This window comes from Synechococcus sp. HJ21-Hayes (assembly GCF_024345835.1).
In the GTDB taxonomy this organism is placed as follows: domain Bacteria; phylum Cyanobacteriota; class Cyanobacteriia; order PCC-6307; family Cyanobiaceae; genus Vulcanococcus.
Map to the genome: position 1 here is coordinate 124,891 of NZ_JAGQBW010000001.1, position 17,170 is coordinate 142,060.

Sequence of the window (17,170 nt, forward strand, 5' to 3'; positions counted from 1 at the left end):
GCGATGCCGATTCTGGAAGCCGAGCCCTTGGCCCTGAGCCTGCGCAATGGAGGGCCGGCCCTATTCCCCACCGACACCTTGCCCGCCTTGGCGGCCCGTCCGGAGGCCGCAGCGCAACTGTGGGAGCTCAAAGGGCGGCCAGCGCACAAGCCAGTGATCCTGATGGGATCCGATCCCGAAGAGCTGTTCTGCCTCCTCGGCAGCGTTGTGGAACAGGCCTGGAAAGACCTGGCCAAGATCCACTGGCCTGGTGCCCTCACCCTTGTGCTGCCAGCCAGAGGAACCGTGCTGGAGCAGCTTCATCCCGGCGGCACGAGCCTGGGGCTGCGGGTGCCGCAGTGCCGACAGGCCCTGGAGCTATTGGAGCTGAGCGGGCCCCTGGCCACCACCAGCGCCAATCGCTCCGGGGAGGCCCCTTGCCTTGAGGCCATTACTGCAGCCCGGTCGTTTCCGGGGGTGCCGCTGCTGGCACCCGTGCCCTGGCCGGAAGCGGCTGGTGTGGCAAGCACGGTGATGGCCTGGAGCGATACCGGCGCCTGGCAGCTTCTGCGCCCTGGTGCTGTGATGCCCGAGCTGCCCGGCGCACCCGCACCATGATCTGGATGAGCCTGCTGCTGCTGGTTCTGTTGGGCCTGCACCACTGGCTGATGGAACCGCTCCTGCGGGCCGCCACCGCTGTGTTTGAGCTGAGCTGGCTGCCCTGGCTCCTGCTGGGACTGGTGGCCTGGGTACTGGCCGGCGGAACCCAGGCCAAGCGCTAACGGCACAGCGACAACAAAGTCGGGGAGAGAAGGCTCGCGTGTCATTACCGGTCATAAAAAAGCCCCCGGCCGAGGCCGGAGGCTTGAGTCGTCCCTCGAGGGGCAAGGGCTGAGCCGATCAGCCGAACTTGCCAGAGGTGGAAGCGATCAGGAAGGCGGCGTAGGTCACGAAGTAGCCCACCGTGAAGTGAGCCAGACCAACCACACGGGCCTGAACGATCGAGAGAGCCACGGGCTTATCGCGCCAGCCCACCAGGTTGGCGAGCGGGGTGCGCTGATGCGCCCAGACGATGGTCTCGATCAGTTCCTGCCAGTAACCGCGCCAGGAGATCAGGAACATGAAGCCAGTGGCCCAGATCAGGTGACCGAACAGGAACATCCAAGACCAGACGGCCAGGTTGTTGCTGCCGAACGGGTTGTAGCCGTTGATCAGCTGAGAGGAGTTGAGCCACAGGTAGTCGCGGAACCAGCCCATCAGGTAGGTGCTGGATTCGTTGAACTGAGCCACGTTGCCCTGCCAGATGGCGAGGTGCTTCCAGTGCCAGTAGAAGGTGACCCAACCCACGGTGTTCAGGGCCCAGAAGACAGCCAGATAGAAGGCGTCCCAGGCTGAGATGTCGCAGGTACCGCCACGGCCGGGGCCGTCGCAGGGGAAGGAGTAGCCGAAGTCCTTTTTGTCGGGCATCAGCTTGGAACCCCGGGCATCCAGGGCACCCTTCACCAAGATCAGGGTGGTGGTGTGCAGACCCAGCGCGATGGCGTGGTGCACGAGGAAATCACCAGGACCGATTGGCAGGAACAGCTCGGTGCTGCCGTTGATCGCATCCAACCAGTAGTGGTCGCCGGCGATGTTGGCAGAAGCCAGGCTGGCGGCACTGTTGGGGTTGGAGAGCAACACATCCATGCCATACATCGCCTTGCCGCTGGCAGCTTGGACGAACTGGGCAAAGACAGGCTCCACCAGGATCTGCTTCTCGGGGGTACCGAATGCCACGACAACGTCGTTGTGGACGTAGAGACCCAGGGTGTGGAAACCGAGGAACAGGGAAACCCAGCTCAGGTGGCTGATGATGGCTTCCTTGTGCTCAAGCATCCGACCAAGAACGTTGTTCTTGTTGGCTTCAGGGTCGTAGTCGCGGATGAAGAAGATCGCACCGTGAGCGAAGGCACCGCACATCAGGAAGATGGCGATGTACTGGTGGTGGGTATACAGCGCAGCTTGCGTGGTGTAGTCCTTCGCGATGAACGCGTAGGAAGGCATCGCATACATGTGCTGGGCCACCAGGCTCGTCACCACACCAAGGGAGGCAAGAGCCAGACCCAGTTGGAAGTGCAGTGAGTTGTTGATGGTGTCGTAGAGACCCTTGTGGCCAGCGCCCAGGTCACCAGGGGTGCCCTTGGGGGGGTTATGGGCTTCGAGGATCTCGCGGATCGAGTGACCGATACCGAAGTTGGTGCGGTACATGTGGCCGGCGATCACAAAGATGCAACCGATGGCCAGGTGGTGATGGGCGATGTCCGTGAGCCACAGGGCTTCACTCTGGGGGTGGAAACCACCGAGGAAGGTGAGGATCGCGGTGCCGGAACCGGTGGCGGTGCCGAACACTTGATTCAGGGAATCAGGGTTCTGGGCATACACACCCCAGTTGCCGGTGAAGAACGGAGCCAGACCAGCGGGGTGAGGCAGCACATTCAGGAAGTTGTCCCAACCCACGTGCTGACCACGGGACTCAGGAATAGCCACGTGGACCAGGTGACCGGCCCAGGCAATGGAGCTGAAACCGAACAGAACCGCCAGGTGGTGGTTGAGACGGGATTCAGCGTTTTTGAACCAGGCCAGGGAAGGCCGGAACTTGGGCTGAAGGTGGAGCCAGCCAGCGAACAGGGCCCAGGCCGACAGGATCATCATGAAGATGGAACCCTGATACAGCTCGGCGTTGGTGCGCATACCGATGGTGTACCACCAGTGGTACACGCCGGAGTACGCAATGTTCACCGGGGAAGAGGCACCAGCCTGGGTGAAGGCGGTGATGGCACCTTGGCCGAAGTGGGGATCCCAGATCGCGTGAGCGATAGGACGGACATGCAGAGGATCGGCGACCCACTGCTCAAAGTTGCCCTGCCAGGCGACGTGGAACAGGTTGCCCGAAACCCAGAGGCCGATGATCGCGAGGTGACCGAAGTGGGTGGAGAAGAGCTTTTGGTAAAGCTTCTCCTCCGTCATTCCGTCATGGCTCTCGAAGTCGTGAGCCGTGGCGATCCCGTACCAAATACGACGGGTTGTCGGGTCCTGTGCCAGACCCTGGCTGAACGAAGGAAATTTCGTTGCCATTGGGGGAGGTCAGGAAAGGTCAGCCGACCGCAATGATGCGGGCCAGGAAGAAGGACCAGGTGGTCGCGATACCGCCCAGCAGATAGTGGGCAACACCAACGGCACGACCCTGGGTGATGGAGAGCGCCCGCGGCTGAATGGCGGGAGCAACCTTCAGCTTGTTGTGAGCCCAGACGATGGACTCAATCAGTTCTTGCCAGTAGCCGCGGCCGCTGAACAGGAACATCAGGCTGAACGCCCAAACGAAGTGGGCACCCAGGAACATCAGACCGTAGGCACTGGTGGCAGAGCCATAGCTGTTGATCACCTGTGCGGCCTGAGCCCACAGGAAATCGCGCAGCCAGCCGTTGATCGTGATGGCGCTCTGGGCAAAGTTGCCGTTGGTGATGTGGGACACGGAACCGTCAGCGTTGACGGTGCCCCACACGTCGCTCTGCATCTTCCAGGAGAAGTGGAAGATGACGATGGACAGGGAGTTGTACATCCAGAACAGGCCCAGGAACACATGGTCCCAAGCCGAAACCTGGCAAGTACCGCCACGGCCGGGGCCGTCGCAGGGGAAGCGGAAGCCCAGGTTCGCCTTGTCGGGAACGAGGCGGGAGCTACGCGCATACAGCACACCCTTCAGCAGGATCAGCACGGTGACGTGGATCGTGAAGGCGTGAATGTGGTGGACCATGAAGTCGGCCGTTCCCAGGGGGATCGGACCGGCGGCCACCTTGCCGCCAACGGCCACAACAGAACCGTTGAACACTTCGCTCACACTCGCCAGAGCGTTGGGAGCGGTGCTGCCGGCAGCAGCGGCATGCAGACCCTGGATCCACTGCGCGAAGACGGGCTTCAGGGCAATGGCGGAGTCGCTGAACATGTCCTGGGGACGGCCCAGGGCACGCATGGTGTCGTTGTGGATGTACAGGCCAAAGCTGTGGAAGCCGAGCCAGATGCACACCCAGTTGAGGTGGCTGATCAGGGCATCGCGGGCCTTGAGCACCCGGTCGAGCACGTTGTCCACGTGCTTGGCGGGGTCGTAGTCGCGAATCATCGCGATGGCGGCGTGGGCGCCAGCACCAACGATCAGGAAACCACCGATCCAGGTGTGGTGGGTGAAGATCGACAGCTGGGTGGGGTAGTCGATGCCGATGTAGGGATACGGAGGCATCGCATACATGTGCTGAGCCACGATGATGCTCAGCGAGCCCAGCAGGGCCAGGTTCACAGCCAACTGGGCGTGCCAGCTGGTGGTCATGAACTCGTAGAGGCCGTCATGACCCTTGGAGGCCGGGAACAGCAGGGGGTCGCCCTTCTGGCCCTCGAGGATCTCCTTGATGCTGTGGCCGATGCCCCAGTTAGTCCGGTACATGTGACCGGCCACGATGAAGAGCACCGCGATCGCCAGGTGGTGGTGAGCGATGTCGCTCATCCACAGGCTGCCGGTTACAGGATTAAGGCCACCCTTGAAGGTGAGGAAATCGCTGTAAGCCGCCCAGTTACCGGTGAAGAAGGCATTGATGCCGGCACCGAAACCAGGGAACAGCTGGGCGATGAGGTCCTGATTCAGGAACTCGTGGGGCAGAGGGATGTCCGCATAGGTGGCGATGGTCTTGCCATTGAGCACCAGCGGCTTGCCGGCGTCGATGGCATCCATCAGCGCGGTGGTGGGCAGAGACACATGGATCAGGTGACCCGCCCAGGAGAGGGAGCCCAGACCAAGCAGACCGGCCAGATGGTGGTTGAGCATCGACTCAACGTTCTGGAACCACTCGAGCTTGGGAGCTGCCTTGTGGTAGTGGAAGACGCCCGCATTGAGCATCAGGCCGGCCATCACCAGAGCACCGATGGCCAGGGCCATCAGCTGCGTTTCGTTGGTGATGCCCCAGGCCCTCCACACATGGAAGAGACCGGAGGTGATCTGAATGCCGTGGAAACCGGCACCCATGTCGCCATTCAGGATTTCTTGGCCGAAAACAGGCCAAACCACCTGCGCACTGGGTTTCACGTGCGTGGGGTCGGCCAGCCAGCCGGAGTAATTGGAGAAGCGAGCGCCGTGGAAGAAGGCACCGCTCAGCCAAATGAAGATGACGGCCAGATGACCGAAGTGGGCCGAAAAGATCTTTCGGCTGACCTCTTCGAGATCACTGGTGTGGCTGTCGAAGTCGTGAGCGTTGGCGTGGAGGTTCCAAACCCAGGTGGTGGTTTTGGGACCTTTGGCGAGGCTGCGATCGAAATGGCCGGGCTTGCCGAACAGTTCGAAGGTGGCCGGGTTGTTCACCCGGTCGACCTGGGCTTTCGCCGTTTTCCCACGCTCTGGTGGGCTGATGGTCATCGAGACGTTCCTCGAGGGACGGGGTCGAGGTGGAGGTCCACCCCTCCGGACTGAGCAGAAACCCAGGCCGGTGGAGCCGCAAGAGCGAGCTCAGCCGAGGCCGAACGCACCCATGGGCGCCAATCAGAACAGGGCCACAGCCGAGGCCGAGACCGCTTGCCCCGACTGGAGCTCGGGCCCCAAAAAGGGGACCGCTGGCGGAAGTATAAAAGTGAATTCGGGCCCCCTTGGGCCGGCAGTTACAAAGGTTCAATCCGGGGCCCCTCCAGTCAGGGCCTGAGCTCTCGAGCGGAGAAGCAATCATCCTGAAAACGGTTTTTGAGAGCACTCATTTACTCTCAAGCGGCATATTTTTGAATCGTTTCTATTGCTCTTTTCTGCAGCCTGGCCACCACACTGCAGAATGTGCTCAGAAACGCTCCCATATAGAAGAGGAGACATCGGGATGCTGGCAGCGCCGCTGCGGGGTCTGATCGCCTTGGTACTGATGGCACTGACAGTGCTAGGCGGCGGCTGCAGCCGAACCAGCGCTCCACCAGCAGCGCCCGTCCCGCTGGCGGTCACCGCGCCCAACGGCAACCTCCAGGAGGTGCCCCCCCCTGGCGCCGTGCAACAACTCAGCGAACGGCTGAGGGAACGGCAACCACGGGTCAACGTGCTGGCACCAGCCGATGGCACCGTGCTGCCCGCTGGGCCGTGGGCCCTCAAGCTGCGGGTGAGCGATTGGCCCCTGGCGGACGCCGGCGAGCTGGGCCTGGGCCCCCATCTGGTGGTGCAGATCGATGGGGAGACCCCCCTGCGCCTGAGTAGTGAAGCCGCCGCTGCCAACGTGCCGCTCCCCGAGCTCAGCCCAGGCAGTCATCGCGTCACCGTCTACGCGGCCAGGCCCTGGGGTGAAGCGGTGAAATCGCCCGGGGCCAGCACCCAGATCCGGGTGCACCGGGTGGCGGCCAATCCGCCCGAACTGCCCGCCACGGGCAGCCCCCAGCTCATTGCCAGCAGCCCCAACGGCCACGCCGGGGCGGAGCCTGTGCTGGTGGATTGGCTGCTGTTTGATGCCCCACTGCAGCGCCTCCGCGACGACGACGGCCGCTGGCGGCTGCGGGTGAGCGTGAACGGGGACAGCTTTCTGGTCGACCGGCAGACGCCCCTGTGGCTGAAGGGCTTCCGCAACGGCAGCAATGCCGTGCAGCTGGAGTTGCTGGATGGCCGTGGCGAACCCTTGAACCCGCCCTTCAACAGCCTGGTTGAAGAGGTAGTGATCCAGAACAGCCAGCGGGCCGCATGGCAAAAGCCAGGCCTGAGCAACGAGGAGCTGGACCGCCTGAGCGGCGTTGCCCCAGCGGCAGCACTGCCAGCACCGGTAGCGGCGAGCGAGCCGGAGCCGGAGCCGGAGCCGGAAACCCAACCCGAACCGGAAATCCCACCCGCGCTGCAACCCGAACCCGAACCGCCGGTATCGCTCCCCGAGAGCCTCACAACAGACACCAGCGACACCAGCCCTGAAACCGATGCCGCCGGGCCGGGCCCCGACGATAGGTCGGAGAACACCAGCAGCAGCTCCACGGCTGCGCACCAGCCTGAAGCCGAGACGCCAGCTCCAGAGCCACCACCACAGGCGTCCGCCCCCGTGGTGACTGTGCCGACAGCCCCGCCCGATCGCATTGCCCCCAGCAGCACCCTCAAGGGTTCGGCCCGGGATCAGGTGAATACCGATGGCTCCCTGCTGAAACCCAAGCCGTCGGGTCCTCTGGCCGGGCTGCGCGAGAAGCTGCAGGGATGACCGAACGCCTTCGCTGGGGTTTTGCCCTGAGCAACAACGCCCTTCCCCTGCTGCGCCGCCTACTGAACGCCGGCCTGATCGACCGGATCGCCCTGCCGCCGAACGGCTCCGAAACTGATCCTGCCTGGAGCAGCCGCGGCGTGGCCGAGCTGCTCAGCGCCGAGTGGCAGCAGAGCAGCGCCTTTGTGGCCGTGGGGGCATGCGGTGCCATCACCAGGCTGATCGCACCGTTACTGGGCCATAAATCTGCGGATCCAGCGGTCGTGGTGCTTGATCCCCAAGGACGCTTTGCCATCCCGCTGCTGGGTGGTCACGCCGCCGGCGGCGAAGCCCTGAGCGAGCAGATCGCGGCGCTGCTGGGAGGCGCCGCGGTGCTCACCGGCGCCTGCAGGAGCGAGGGGCGCCTGGCCCTGGACAGCTTCGGCGAGGCCTGGGGCTGGCGGCGAGGCAGCGGCCCCTGGGATGTGCTGATGAAGCAAGCCCAGCGACAAGCCCCGATCCAGGTGGCGCAGACGGGGGGCAACAACCGCTGGCAGCAACTGGACGGAGCTCCCTCCACAGCGTCGTCCAGCTCGGCACCCGACCTGGTGATCGGCAACGCCCCCACGGCCGCCTGCAACTGGCATCCCCCCAGCTTGTGGCTGGGCATGGGCTGCGAGCGCGGCACCAGCCTCAGCCTGCTGGACCGCTGCGTCGACGCCACCTTGGCCGAACTGAACCTGGCGCCAGAGGCCGTGGCCGGGGTGGCCACGGCCGATCGCAAGGCCGATGAGCCAGCCCTGCTGGACCTTGCCCAGCGGCGGGGCTGGCCGCTGCGCTGCTTCCCCGCCGAGCAGCTGGCGGCGGTGACCGTGCCCAACCCATCCGCAGCGGTGGCTGCCGAATTGGGCACCGCCAGCGTGGCTGAGGCTGCCGCCCTACTAGCGGCAGGCCCTGCCGCCCAGCTGCGGGCGGAGAAGCGGATCGAGCGGGCACAACCTGGCGAACAGGGGGCCGCCACCCTGGCCATCGGCCAGGCGGCCAGCCAATGGGCTCCAGCCAGGGGCCAGCTGCATCTAATCGGCAGTGGTCCCGGCAGCCTGGATCTGCTCACCTCGGATGCACGCCGCGCCCTAGCCGAGAGCTGCGTGTGGGTGGGCTACGGCCTCTACCTGGATCTGCTGGAACCCCTGCGACGCCCCGATCAACTGCGCAGCGACGGTCAGCTCACCCAGGAACGGGAGCGCTGCCGCGAGGCCCTCGAGCTGGCCTGCCAGGGGCTCACCGTGGCGCTGATCTCCTCAGGCGACAGCGGCATCTATGGCATGGCTGGCCTGGCCCTGGAGCAGTGGATGGCCCTGGACCCCGGTGATCGCCCTGCCTTCACGGTGCATCCAGGCATCTCGGCCCTGCAGCTGGCCGCCGCCCGGGCCGGTGCTCCGCTGATGCACGATTTCTGCACCGTGAGCCTCAGCGATCGCCTCACCCCCTGGGCCGTGATCGAGAAGCGCCTGCAGGCGGCGGCAGCGGGGGATTTCGTGGTGGCGCTGTACAACCCCCGCTCCATGGGTCGCGACTGGCAACTGGGCCGGGCCCGGGAGCTGCTGCTGGAGGCGCGTCCGCCAGGCACGCCGGCGGTACTCGCCCGCCAGCTGGGCCGGCCTGAAGAGGCGGTGAGCCTCCACACCCTGGGCGACCTGCCGCTCGATCAGGTGGACATGCTCACCTTGGTGCTGATCGGCAACAGCACCAGCCGTGTGCAGGGCGGACGCATGGTGACCCCGCGGGGCTATCCCGGCGCCGAGCTCGGCTGAGCGACCCGAGATAAAGGCCTGGGGAACCAGGCCTCTGTGATCAAGTCGGGATGACAGGATTCGAACCTGCGGCCCCTTCGTCCCGAACGAAGTGCGCTACCAAGCTGCGCTACATCCCGATGGCCGGAGTGTAGGGGATGGCGATACCCCCCGCTTTCTAGAGTCAGGCCTCTGCTTGCTGCCTCCGGGCACCCCGATCGTCTTGCTCAAACCCGACTGGCTGCGCGTGAAGGCCCCCCAGCGGGAGCGAATCGGCGAGGTGGCCGACCTGCTGCAGGATCTCAAGCTCAACACCGTCTGCCAGGAGGCGAGCTGCCCCAACATCGGCGAGTGCTTTGCCGGCGGCACCGCCACCTTTCTGATCATGGGGCCGGGCTGCACCCGCGCCTGTCCCTACTGCGACATCGACTTCGACAAGAGCGTGCGGGAGCTCGACCCCACGGAACCTGAACGGCTGGGAGAGGCCGTCGCCCGCCTGGGTCTGAGCCACGTGGTGATCACCTCGGTGAACCGCGACGACTTGGCCGATGGCGGCGCCAGCCAGTTTGTGGCCTGCATCGCGCAGGTGCGCCAGCGCTCACCCCTCACCACGATCGAACTGCTGATCCCCGATTTTTGCGGCAACTGGGACGCCCTGGCCGCCGTGATGGAGGGCGCGCCGGAGGTGCTCAACCACAACATCGAAACGGTGCCGCGGCTCTACAAGAAGGCCCGGCCCCAGGGGGTCTACGAGCGGTCGCTGGAGCTGCTGCAGCGGGTGCGCGAGGGCTGGCCGCGTACTTACACCAAATCCGGCCTGATGACTGGCCTGGGCGAAAGCGACGCTGAGGTGAAAGAAGTGATGGCCGATCTACGGCGCCACCAGGTGGACATCGTGACCATCGGCCAGTACCTCTCCCCCGGTCCCAAACACCTGCCGGTGGATCGCTTCGTGACGCCCGAACAGTTCGCGGGCTTCCGGCAGCATGGCGAGGAGGAACTTGGCTTCCTTCAGGTGGTGAGCACACCACTCACCCGCAGCAGCTACCACGCCGGCGAGGTGCAGCGGCTGATGCGGGAGTATCCCCGCTAAGCCGCCACGGCCTCCCGTTCCGCCAGGCCCACGGTGGCCTTCTCGCTGGGGGGTACCAACAGCTTGAACTGGGCCTTCCAGGTGGGCCAGTCGGCAAGGATCGTCGCCGCCTTGGCGCTACCGGTGGCCTGCAGGTGGGCCTCCAGCAGGGGCTTGAGCAGGGCGTCCTGCTCAGGGGTGGTGAGGTCGGCGATGGCCACAATCTCAGGGTTCACCCGCTCCCGCAGACCACCGCTCTCATCCAGGATGAAGGCCACGCCGCCAGTCATGCCGGCCGCCACATTGCGGCCAGTGGAGCCCAGCACCACCACCACGCCGCCGGTCATGTATTCGCAGCAGTGATCGCCGGCGCCTTCCACCACGGTTTTGGCACCGCTGTTGCGCACGGCGAAGCGCTCACCGGCGCGGCCCAGGGCGAACAACTCACCGCCGGTGGCACCGTAGAGGCAGGTGTTGCCCAGGATCACCTGGCTGCCGGGATCCTGGACACCCGCCGGCGGCACCACCGTGAGGCAGCCACCGTTGAGGCCCTTGCCCACGTAGTCGTTGGCTTCGCCCACCAGACGCACGTTCAGGCCCTGGAGCACGAAGGCCCCAAAGCTCTGGCCGGCGGCCCCCTCATAGGTGAGGTCGAGCTGGCCCTGGAAGCCGGTGTTGCCGTGGCGGGCGGCGATTTCCCCGGCGAGGCGGGCGCCCACACTGCGATCGGTATTCACGATCGCCAGAGTGCGGGCCACACGGCCGTGGCCCTCGATGGCGGCCATCACCTCGGCGTCGGCCAGCAGCTGATCTTCCAGGATCGGGCCATTGCTGTGGGCCTGGGCGTCGTGCTGCAGCCAGCGGCGATCGGCCGCTGCCGCAATCGGATCGATCAGGCAGGACAGATCGAGGGCCTGGGTTTTGGCGAGCTTCACGGCACGGGGCTGCAGCAGCTCCGTGCGGCCGATCAGGTCTTCGAGGCGCGCCACGCCCAGCACGCTGAGCAGCTGACGCACTTCCTCGGCCACGAACAGGAAGAAATTCACCACGTGCTCGGGCACGCCAGGGAAGCGCTTGCGCAGATTCTCCTTCTGGGTAGCCACCCCAACCGGGCAGTTGTTGGTGTGGCAAACGCGGGCCATGATGCAGCCCTCAGCAATCATCGCCACCGAGCCGAAGCCGTATTCCTCGGCGCCCAGCAGGGCCGCGATGATCACGTCCCACCCGGTCTTGAGGCCGCCATCGGCGCGCAGCAGCACCCGGTAGCGCAGGCCGTTCTCCAGTAGAGAACGATGCACCTCGGTGAGACCAAGCTCCCAGGGGCCGCCAGCGTGCTTGATCGAGCTCAGCGGTGAGGCACCGGTGCCGCCGTCGTGGCCGGAGATCTGGATCACATCGGCATTGGCCTTCGCCACACCGGCAGCGATCGTGCCGATGCCGATCTCAGCCACCAGCTTCACGCTCACCTTGGCGGCGGGATGCACCTGGTGGAGGTCGTGGATCAGCTGGGCCAGGTCTTCGATTGAGTAGATGTCGTGGTGGGGTGGCGGCGAGATCAGAGCCACGCCGGGTTTGCTGTTGCGCAGCCAAGCGATGTAGGGATCCACCTTCGGCCCAGGCAACTGGCCGCCCTCGCCGGGCTTGGCCCCCTGGGCCACCTTGATCTCCAACTGCTGGCCGCTGCGCAGGTATTCGGGGGTCACGCCGAAACGACCCGAGGCGATCTGCTTGATCGCCGAGCAGGCGGTGTCGCCGTTGCGCAGGCCCTTGAGCGTGGGCAGGGTGGCTGAGCGCCCTTCCGCATCCACGTTGTTAAGGGTGTGGAAGCGGGCAGGATCCTCACCGCCTTCGCCGCTGTTGCTCTTGCCGCCGATGCGGTTCATGGCGATGGCCAGCACTTCGTGGGCCTCGCGCGAGAGGGCCCCCAGGCTCATACCACCTGTGCAGAAGCGGGCGCAGATGCTCTCCACGCTCTCCACCTGCTCGATCGCCAGGGGCGCCGGCGCGGGCTTGAGCTCCAGCAGGTCGCGCAGGGCCGTGACCGGCCGGTTCTCCAGCAAGCTCTTGTAGGTAGAGAAGTGGTCATAGCCAGGGCCCGCCTTAACGGCCGCGTGCAGGGCCTTGGCCATCTCCGGGCTGTTGAGGTGGTACTCGCCGCCGGTGCGGTATTGCACAAAGCCCATGAACTCGAGCTTGGTGCGGTTGAGCTCGGGGAAGGCCTTGGCGTGGAAGCTCAGGGTTTCGCTGGCCAATTCGGCGAGGCTCAGGCCCGCCACCCGGCTGGTGGTGCCCTTGAACGCCAGCTCGATCAGATCGGCACCGAGGCCGATGGCCTCAAAGATCTGGGCACCGTGATAGCTGGCCAGCAGCGAGATGCCGATCTTGGAGAGGATCTTGCGCAGGCCATCTTCCAGGGCCTTGCGCACATTGGCCTGGGCCTGATCGGGCGTGAGGGCCGGCAACTTGCCGGTTTCGATCAGTTTCTGTACGCGGGGGTGCGCCAGCCAGTGGCGAGTGGTTTCCCAGGTGAGCCAGGGGCACACCGCACTGGCCCCGTAGCCGATTAGGCAGGCCAGGTGATGGGTGCTCCAGCACTGGGCCGTGTCCACCACCAGGGAGGCCTGCAGCCGCAGCCCAAGGTTGAGCAGGTGGTGGTGCACCGCCCCCACCGCCAACAACGGCGGGATGGTGGTGGTGGTGGCCGTGATCCCGCCGCTGGGGCCGCCGCGATCACTGAGCACCAGGATCTGAGTGCCGCCGCGCACGGCCGCCTCGGCCTCCGCCTTGAGGCGCTCCACGGCAGCCGCCAGGCCTCCAGGCCCATCGGTGATCGCCATCAACGTGGAGAGGGTGGCTGTGGGCAGGCCCTGCTGGGCTACCGCCGCCAGCTCCGCCTCATTGAGGATCGGGCTGGCCAGGTGCAGCACCGCCGCGGAAGCAGCCTCGGGCTTCAGCGGAGAGCCCCGCTTGCCGAGGTGCATCTCCAGGCTCATCACCAGCTTTTCCCGCAGCGGATCGATCGGCGGGTTGGTGACCTGGGCGAAGCGCTGCTTGAAGTAGTCGTAGAGCAGGTGCGGCTTATCCGAGAGCACCGCCAGGGGGATGTCATCGCCCATGCAGTAGGTGGGCTCCTTGGCCGCACCGGCCATGTCCTCGATCACCAGGTCAAAGTCTTCGGCGGTGAAGCCAAAGGCCGTTTGCTGCAGCAGCAGCTCGAGATCGCCAAGCTGGCGCTCCTGCGTCCAGGGCTGGTGGGTCAAGCTGCGGCGGTGATCCGCCAGCCAGGCCCCGTAGGGGTGGCGGGCGGCCACCTCCTGCTTCACATCCCAGTTGCGCAGCAGGCGGCCCTGCTCCAAGTCCACCGCCAGCATCTGGCCGGGGCCCAGGCGGCCCTTCTCGATGATGCGGCTCTCCTCAAGCTCCACCACGCCGGTTTCCGAGCCCATCACCACGAAGCCGTCACTCGTGATGCAGTAGCGGGCCGGGCGCAGGCCATTGCGATCCAGGGTGGCGCCGACGCTACGGCCATCGGCGAACACCAACAGGGCCGGGCCATCCCAGGGCTCCTGGGTGCAGGCGGAATACTCGTAGAAGGCCTGGATCTCCGGCTTACCCGCCAGCTCAGGCTGGTCGCGGAAGGCCTCGGGCACCAGGGTGAGCAGGCTCTCGGTAATGGGCCGGCCGCTGCGCACCAGCAGCTCCAGGGTGGCGTCGAGGTTGGCCGAATCACTGAAGGCCGCATTCACCACCGGCTTGAGATCGCCGGCTGCCTCACCCCACACCGCATCGAGGCTGGCCTCCGAAGCCCGCGCCCAGTTGAGGTTGCCCAGCAGGGTGTTGATCTCGCCGTTGTGACCCAGCAACCGCATCGGCTGGGCGAGGGGCCAACGGGGCAAGGTGTTGGTGCTGAAACGGCGGTGGTACACCGCAAAGCTCACGGCGAAGCGCTCGTCGCGCAGATCGCCATAGAAGGCAGCCAGCACCTCCGAGCGCACCATGCCCTTGTACACAACCGTGCGGCTGCTCAGGGAGGCGAAGTAGAGGTCGCCAGGGCCGGGGCCCCAGGCCGCGCGGGCCCGGTCGCCGCAGCGGCGGCGCAGACGGAACAGCACCGCCTCCAGGGCATCGCCGGTTTCATCAGCGGCAAGCAGCCACTGCTCAATGGCGGGAGCCGTACCCAGGGCGAGGGGGCCCAGCACCGCAGGGTTCAGCGGCACCGCCCGCCAACCCAGGCTGCGCAGCCCCAGATTGGCGGCCTCTTCGGCGCAAAAGGCCTTGGCCTGCTCACGCTTGGCGGCGTCGGCCGGCAGGAACACCATGCCCAGTCCGCGGGCGCTGCCGTTCGCGGCAGCTGCCTCGGGCCACACGGCTTCCAGATAGCCCCAGGGGATCCCACAGAGCACCCCGGCACCGTCGCCGGAATCACCATCACCACCGCAGCCACCGCGGTGCTCCATGCAGTCGAGGCCGCGCAGGGCCTGTTGCAGCACCCAGTGGCTGGCCTCACCCTTCAAGCTGGCCAGGAAACCCACGCCGCAGGCGTCCTTCTCGCCTGCCACCGCCGCCGGTGCGGGGCTGTCGCAATGGGGCCAAACGGGGCGAGAGGACAGCGGCATAACCCGGCTACAACCTTGTATGTATGGCAGCAATGAAGGCGGCAGGACTGGCGGCGAGGGAACACCCCGCATCCACCGGCCGCGCTGCGAGCCTCCGATCCTAGGGACAGAGGTTCGCAGAACAAAGGCCCAAGCGTGGGAGTCCCTGAGCGTGGCCGCTACCGTTCCTCAACCTGTGAAGCCGGTGTGCCATGGCGGGCCTGCTGACACTGCTGCCAGTGATGCCTGTTGCCGCATCCCTGGCCGCACTGCTGGCCGGCGTACCGCTCACGGCCCCACCCCCCCTGCTGCAACCGCGTTCGCCTGACGCCCAGCGAGCGCGACTGCCCCAGGCCCAAGGCACGGAGATCCAGATCAACAGCCTCCGTCAGCAGGCGCGCTGGCAGGTGCAAACCGACCCTGGCACCGGCAGGGTCGAGCTATGGATCCCCCTCGAGGTGTTGCAGGGGCAGCTGGGGGTGAGCAGCCGCAGCAGCAGCGACAACACGCTGGAACTCGAATGGTTTGGCCAACGCCAGCGGGTGCCTAGTGGTGCCCAGCGCAGCCTCGACGACGAAGTGGCGGTGCCGGCCTCCACCTTGCTGGAGTCCGCGGGGGTTCAGCTGAAGGTGCAGGGCAACAGGCTGAATCTGGAGCTTCCCCCCGCGCCGCTGCATCAGGTGCGCTGGCGCGAGCAGGGGCCAAGCCGGCGCGTGGTGCTCGATCTCAGCACACCGGCCCTGGTTCGCTCCGATGCAACCAGTCTGCTGGTGGGTGTTCAAGCCACGGCCGAACAACTGCAGCAACTGCAGGGCCTGGGCCTCACCGCCACCCAGACCCGCAACGGCCTGCAACTCCGAGCCGCGGCAGGTGGTGCACCGCGACTGCTCACCCTGGCAGCCCCCTGGCGACTGGTGCTGGATCTGCCAGCAGGGACCGCCACCAGCCCGAGCACCGCCACGGCAACGGCTCCGCCCCCCCCGGATCCGCGCCTACAGGCCCTGCTGGGCCAGGGCCTGCAGATGGATCGGCGCATCGTCCGCCTGGGCAACCAGCAGGTACTGATGAGCAGCGTGCGCTTTGACCCGCGAGCCACACCTCTCGACCTGCGCCCCCTCAACCGGCCCGATGGCATGCAGGGGCTGAGCAGCCTCACGCAGCTGGCCCGCTCAGAACAGGCCCTGATCGCGGTGAACGGAGGCTATTTCAACCGGGTGAACCGCCTTCCCCTCGGTGCCCTGCGGGACAACGGCCGCTGGCTGTCGGGCCCGATCCTCAACCGGGGCGCCATGGGGTGGAGCCAGGCCAGCCTGCCGAGCTTCGGGCGCCTCAGCCTCGAGGACACCATCGTGGACAGCAGCGGCCAACGCTGGCCCGTGCTGGCCGTGAACAGTGGTTACGTGCAGCGCGGCCTCAGCCGCTACACCGCCGACTGGGGCCGCAGCTACCAGGCCATCAGCGGAACGGAGATGGGCGTCTTGGTGCGCAATGGCAGCGTGAGCCAACGCTTCGAGCTGGGGCAACTCGATGGGGGTGTCCCCCTGGCCCAGGGAGACCTGCTGCTGGTGGCACGGGGCGGCCTGAATCTGCCCTGGATGCCGGGTGAACGGGTGAGCTTGAACAGTCGGCCCAGCAACGCCCTGGGCGAATTGCCCTATGCGATGGGGGGCGGCCCCTTGCTCCTGCAGGACTCTCAGGTAGTGCTGAATGGAGCGGCGGAGGGCTTCAGCAGCGGATTTCTCTCCCAGGGGGCGCCGCGCACCGTGGTGGGCAGTGATGGCCATCAGCTCTGGCTGGTGACGCTCCAGGGGGTGAGCGATGCAGGGCCCACCCTGCTGCAAAGCGCCCAGTTGCTGAAGCAACTGGGCCTGCGTGACGCGCTGAACCTGGATGGAGGCAGTTCCACAGGGCTGGTGGTGGGCGACACCCACACCGTGAAGGGGCGTGGCGTGGTGGCTGCTGTTCACAACGGCCTTGGCCTGATCCCGCGCGACAGCAGCTGGACCCTCCAGCGACCGACGGGCCCACTCACAGCGGGGCCGCAGTGAGGCCTCGGCAGCGATCCTGCTCAACGGACTGGCCTGACAGACTGAACGTTCAGCACCGCGTTCCGCCGTCATGCCCAAGGGCCACAGCCTGCGCCTCACCGCAGCCGCTGCCGCCGAGCTGGGTCGTCAGGCCGCCGTGGCCGGCACCCCGGGGATGATGCACCTCGACCTAGTGGACGGCAGCTGCGAGCGCTGGGTGATCCGCATCCGTCCCGGCCACCTGGCCGGGGTGGCCGTGGCCAGGGCCGATGGCATCACCCTGTTTGCCCCCGGCGACCAGAGCACGCGCCTCGCGGGCCTCCAGCTGGACTATCGCGGCGATCTCAGCGGCGGTGGATTCCTGGTCAGGGCAGACCACAGCGTGAGGATCTGCGCCTGCGGCGCCTCGTTCGGCCCCGCCAACGAGGGTGGGCAGGCGACAAAGTAATGTGGCGGATTGTCGAAACGGTCGGGCTCCCGACCTCGCTCCGGCCCCTCGATCTCT

At 66.3% G+C, this 17,170-nt stretch carries 10 protein-coding genes and 1 tRNA gene; 7 read left to right on the top strand and 4 right to left on the bottom strand.

What is annotated here, in order from left to right; translation table 11 throughout:
* Positions 1-3: 3 nt before the first annotated feature.
* Positions 4-597, top strand: coding sequence for an L-threonylcarbamoyladenylate synthase (locus KBZ14_RS00790; RefSeq protein ID WP_255116372.1), 594 nt, complete (start codon positions 4-6; stop codon positions 595-597).
* Positions 598-602: 5 nt separating this feature from the next.
* On the top strand, positions 603-761 hold the full coding sequence (locus KBZ14_RS00795) for a hypothetical protein (RefSeq protein WP_255116373.1): 159 nt from the start codon (positions 603-605) through the stop codon (positions 759-761).
* A 118-nt stretch (positions 762-879) separates the two neighbouring features.
* Here the strand turns inward: KBZ14_RS00795 and psaB are convergent, their stop codons facing one another.
* Together psaB and psaA are read right to left on the bottom strand one after the other, a co-directional pair.
* Positions 880-3,093, bottom strand: a complete 2,214-nt coding sequence (gene psaB / locus KBZ14_RS00800; protein WP_255116374.1) for a photosystem I core protein PsaB — start codon at positions 3,091-3,093, stop codon at positions 880-882.
* 19 nt (positions 3,094-3,112) lie between these two features.
* Positions 3,113-5,416, bottom strand: coding sequence for a photosystem I core protein PsaA (gene psaA / locus KBZ14_RS00805; RefSeq protein ID WP_255116375.1), 2,304 nt, complete (start codon positions 5,414-5,416; stop codon positions 3,113-3,115).
* A 445-nt stretch (positions 5,417-5,861) separates the two neighbouring features.
* Here psaA and KBZ14_RS00810 point away from each other — a divergent pair, with 445 nt between their 5' ends.
* Both KBZ14_RS00810 and cobJ read left to right on the top strand, forming a co-directional pair.
* A complete protein-coding gene (locus KBZ14_RS00810; RefSeq protein ID WP_255116376.1) occupies positions 5,862-7,199 on the top strand; it encodes a hypothetical protein in 1,338 nt (445 codons plus the stop codon).
* Positions 7,196-8,992, top strand: coding sequence for a precorrin-3B C(17)-methyltransferase (gene cobJ, locus KBZ14_RS00815; RefSeq protein ID WP_255116377.1), 1,797 nt, complete (start codon positions 7,196-7,198; stop codon positions 8,990-8,992). Before KBZ14_RS00810 ends, cobJ begins: the two co-directional genes overlap by 4 nt.
* Before the next feature lie 45 nt (positions 8,993-9,037).
* On the opposite strand, the gene KBZ14_RS00820 is transcribed toward cobJ, so the two are convergent.
* Positions 9,038-9,111 (bottom strand) — tRNA-Pro (locus KBZ14_RS00820).
* Positions 9,112-9,194: 83 nt separating this feature from the next.
* Here KBZ14_RS00820 and lipA point away from each other — a divergent pair.
* The gene (gene lipA, locus KBZ14_RS00825; RefSeq protein WP_255116587.1) at positions 9,195-10,064 is read left to right on the top strand and encodes a lipoyl synthase; all 870 of its coding nucleotides are present in this window, start codon (positions 9,195-9,197) and stop codon (positions 10,062-10,064) included.
* Here the strand turns inward: lipA and gltB are convergent.
* Positions 10,061-14,659, bottom strand: a complete 4,599-nt coding sequence (gene gltB / locus KBZ14_RS00830) for a glutamate synthase large subunit (protein ID WP_255116378.1) — start codon at positions 14,657-14,659, stop codon at positions 10,061-10,063. The two genes, lipA and gltB, sit on opposite strands and share 4 nt — an antisense overlap.
* A gap of 191 nt (positions 14,660-14,850) precedes the next feature.
* On the opposite strand from gltB, the gene KBZ14_RS00835 reads away from it, so the two are divergent.
* Positions 14,851-16,686, top strand: a complete 1,836-nt coding sequence (locus KBZ14_RS00835) for a phosphodiester glycosidase family protein (RefSeq protein ID WP_255116379.1) — start codon at positions 14,851-14,853, stop codon at positions 16,684-16,686.
* A gap of 70 nt (positions 16,687-16,756) precedes the next feature.
* Positions 16,757-17,113 (top strand): AIR synthase, encoded by a 357-nt coding sequence (locus tag KBZ14_RS00840; RefSeq protein ID WP_255116380.1) that lies wholly within the window; start codon positions 16,757-16,759, stop codon positions 17,111-17,113.
* Positions 17,114-17,170: the final 57 nt, after the last annotated feature.

What these genes read in the sequence shown, in the direction of transcription:
- KBZ14_RS00790 (WP_255116372.1), top strand. Translation starts at nt 4, where the DNA reads ATGCCGATTCTGGAAGCCGAGCCCTTGGCCCTGAGCCTGCGCAATGGA.
- KBZ14_RS00795 (WP_255116373.1), top strand. Translation starts at nt 603, where the DNA reads ATGAGCCTGCTGCTGCTGGTTCTGTTGGGCCTGCACCACTGGCTGATG.
- psaB (WP_255116374.1), bottom strand. Translation starts at nt 3,093, where the DNA reads ATGGCAACGAAATTTCCTTCGTTCAGCCAGGGTCTGGCACAGGACCCG.
- psaA (WP_255116375.1), bottom strand. Translation starts at nt 5,416, where the DNA reads ATGACCATCAGCCCACCAGAGCGTGGGAAAACGGCGAAAGCCCAGGTC.
- KBZ14_RS00810 (WP_255116376.1), top strand. Translation starts at nt 5,862, where the DNA reads ATGCTGGCAGCGCCGCTGCGGGGTCTGATCGCCTTGGTACTGATGGCA.
- cobJ (WP_255116377.1), top strand. Translation starts at nt 7,196, where the DNA reads ATGACCGAACGCCTTCGCTGGGGTTTTGCCCTGAGCAACAACGCCCTT.
- gltB (WP_255116378.1), bottom strand. Translation starts at nt 14,659, where the DNA reads ATGCCGCTGTCCTCTCGCCCCGTTTGGCCCCATTGCGACAGCCCCGCA.
- KBZ14_RS00835 (WP_255116379.1), top strand. Translation starts at nt 14,851, where the DNA reads ATGGCGGGCCTGCTGACACTGCTGCCAGTGATGCCTGTTGCCGCATCC.
- KBZ14_RS00840 (WP_255116380.1), top strand. Translation starts at nt 16,757, where the DNA reads ATGCCCAAGGGCCACAGCCTGCGCCTCACCGCAGCCGCTGCCGCCGAG.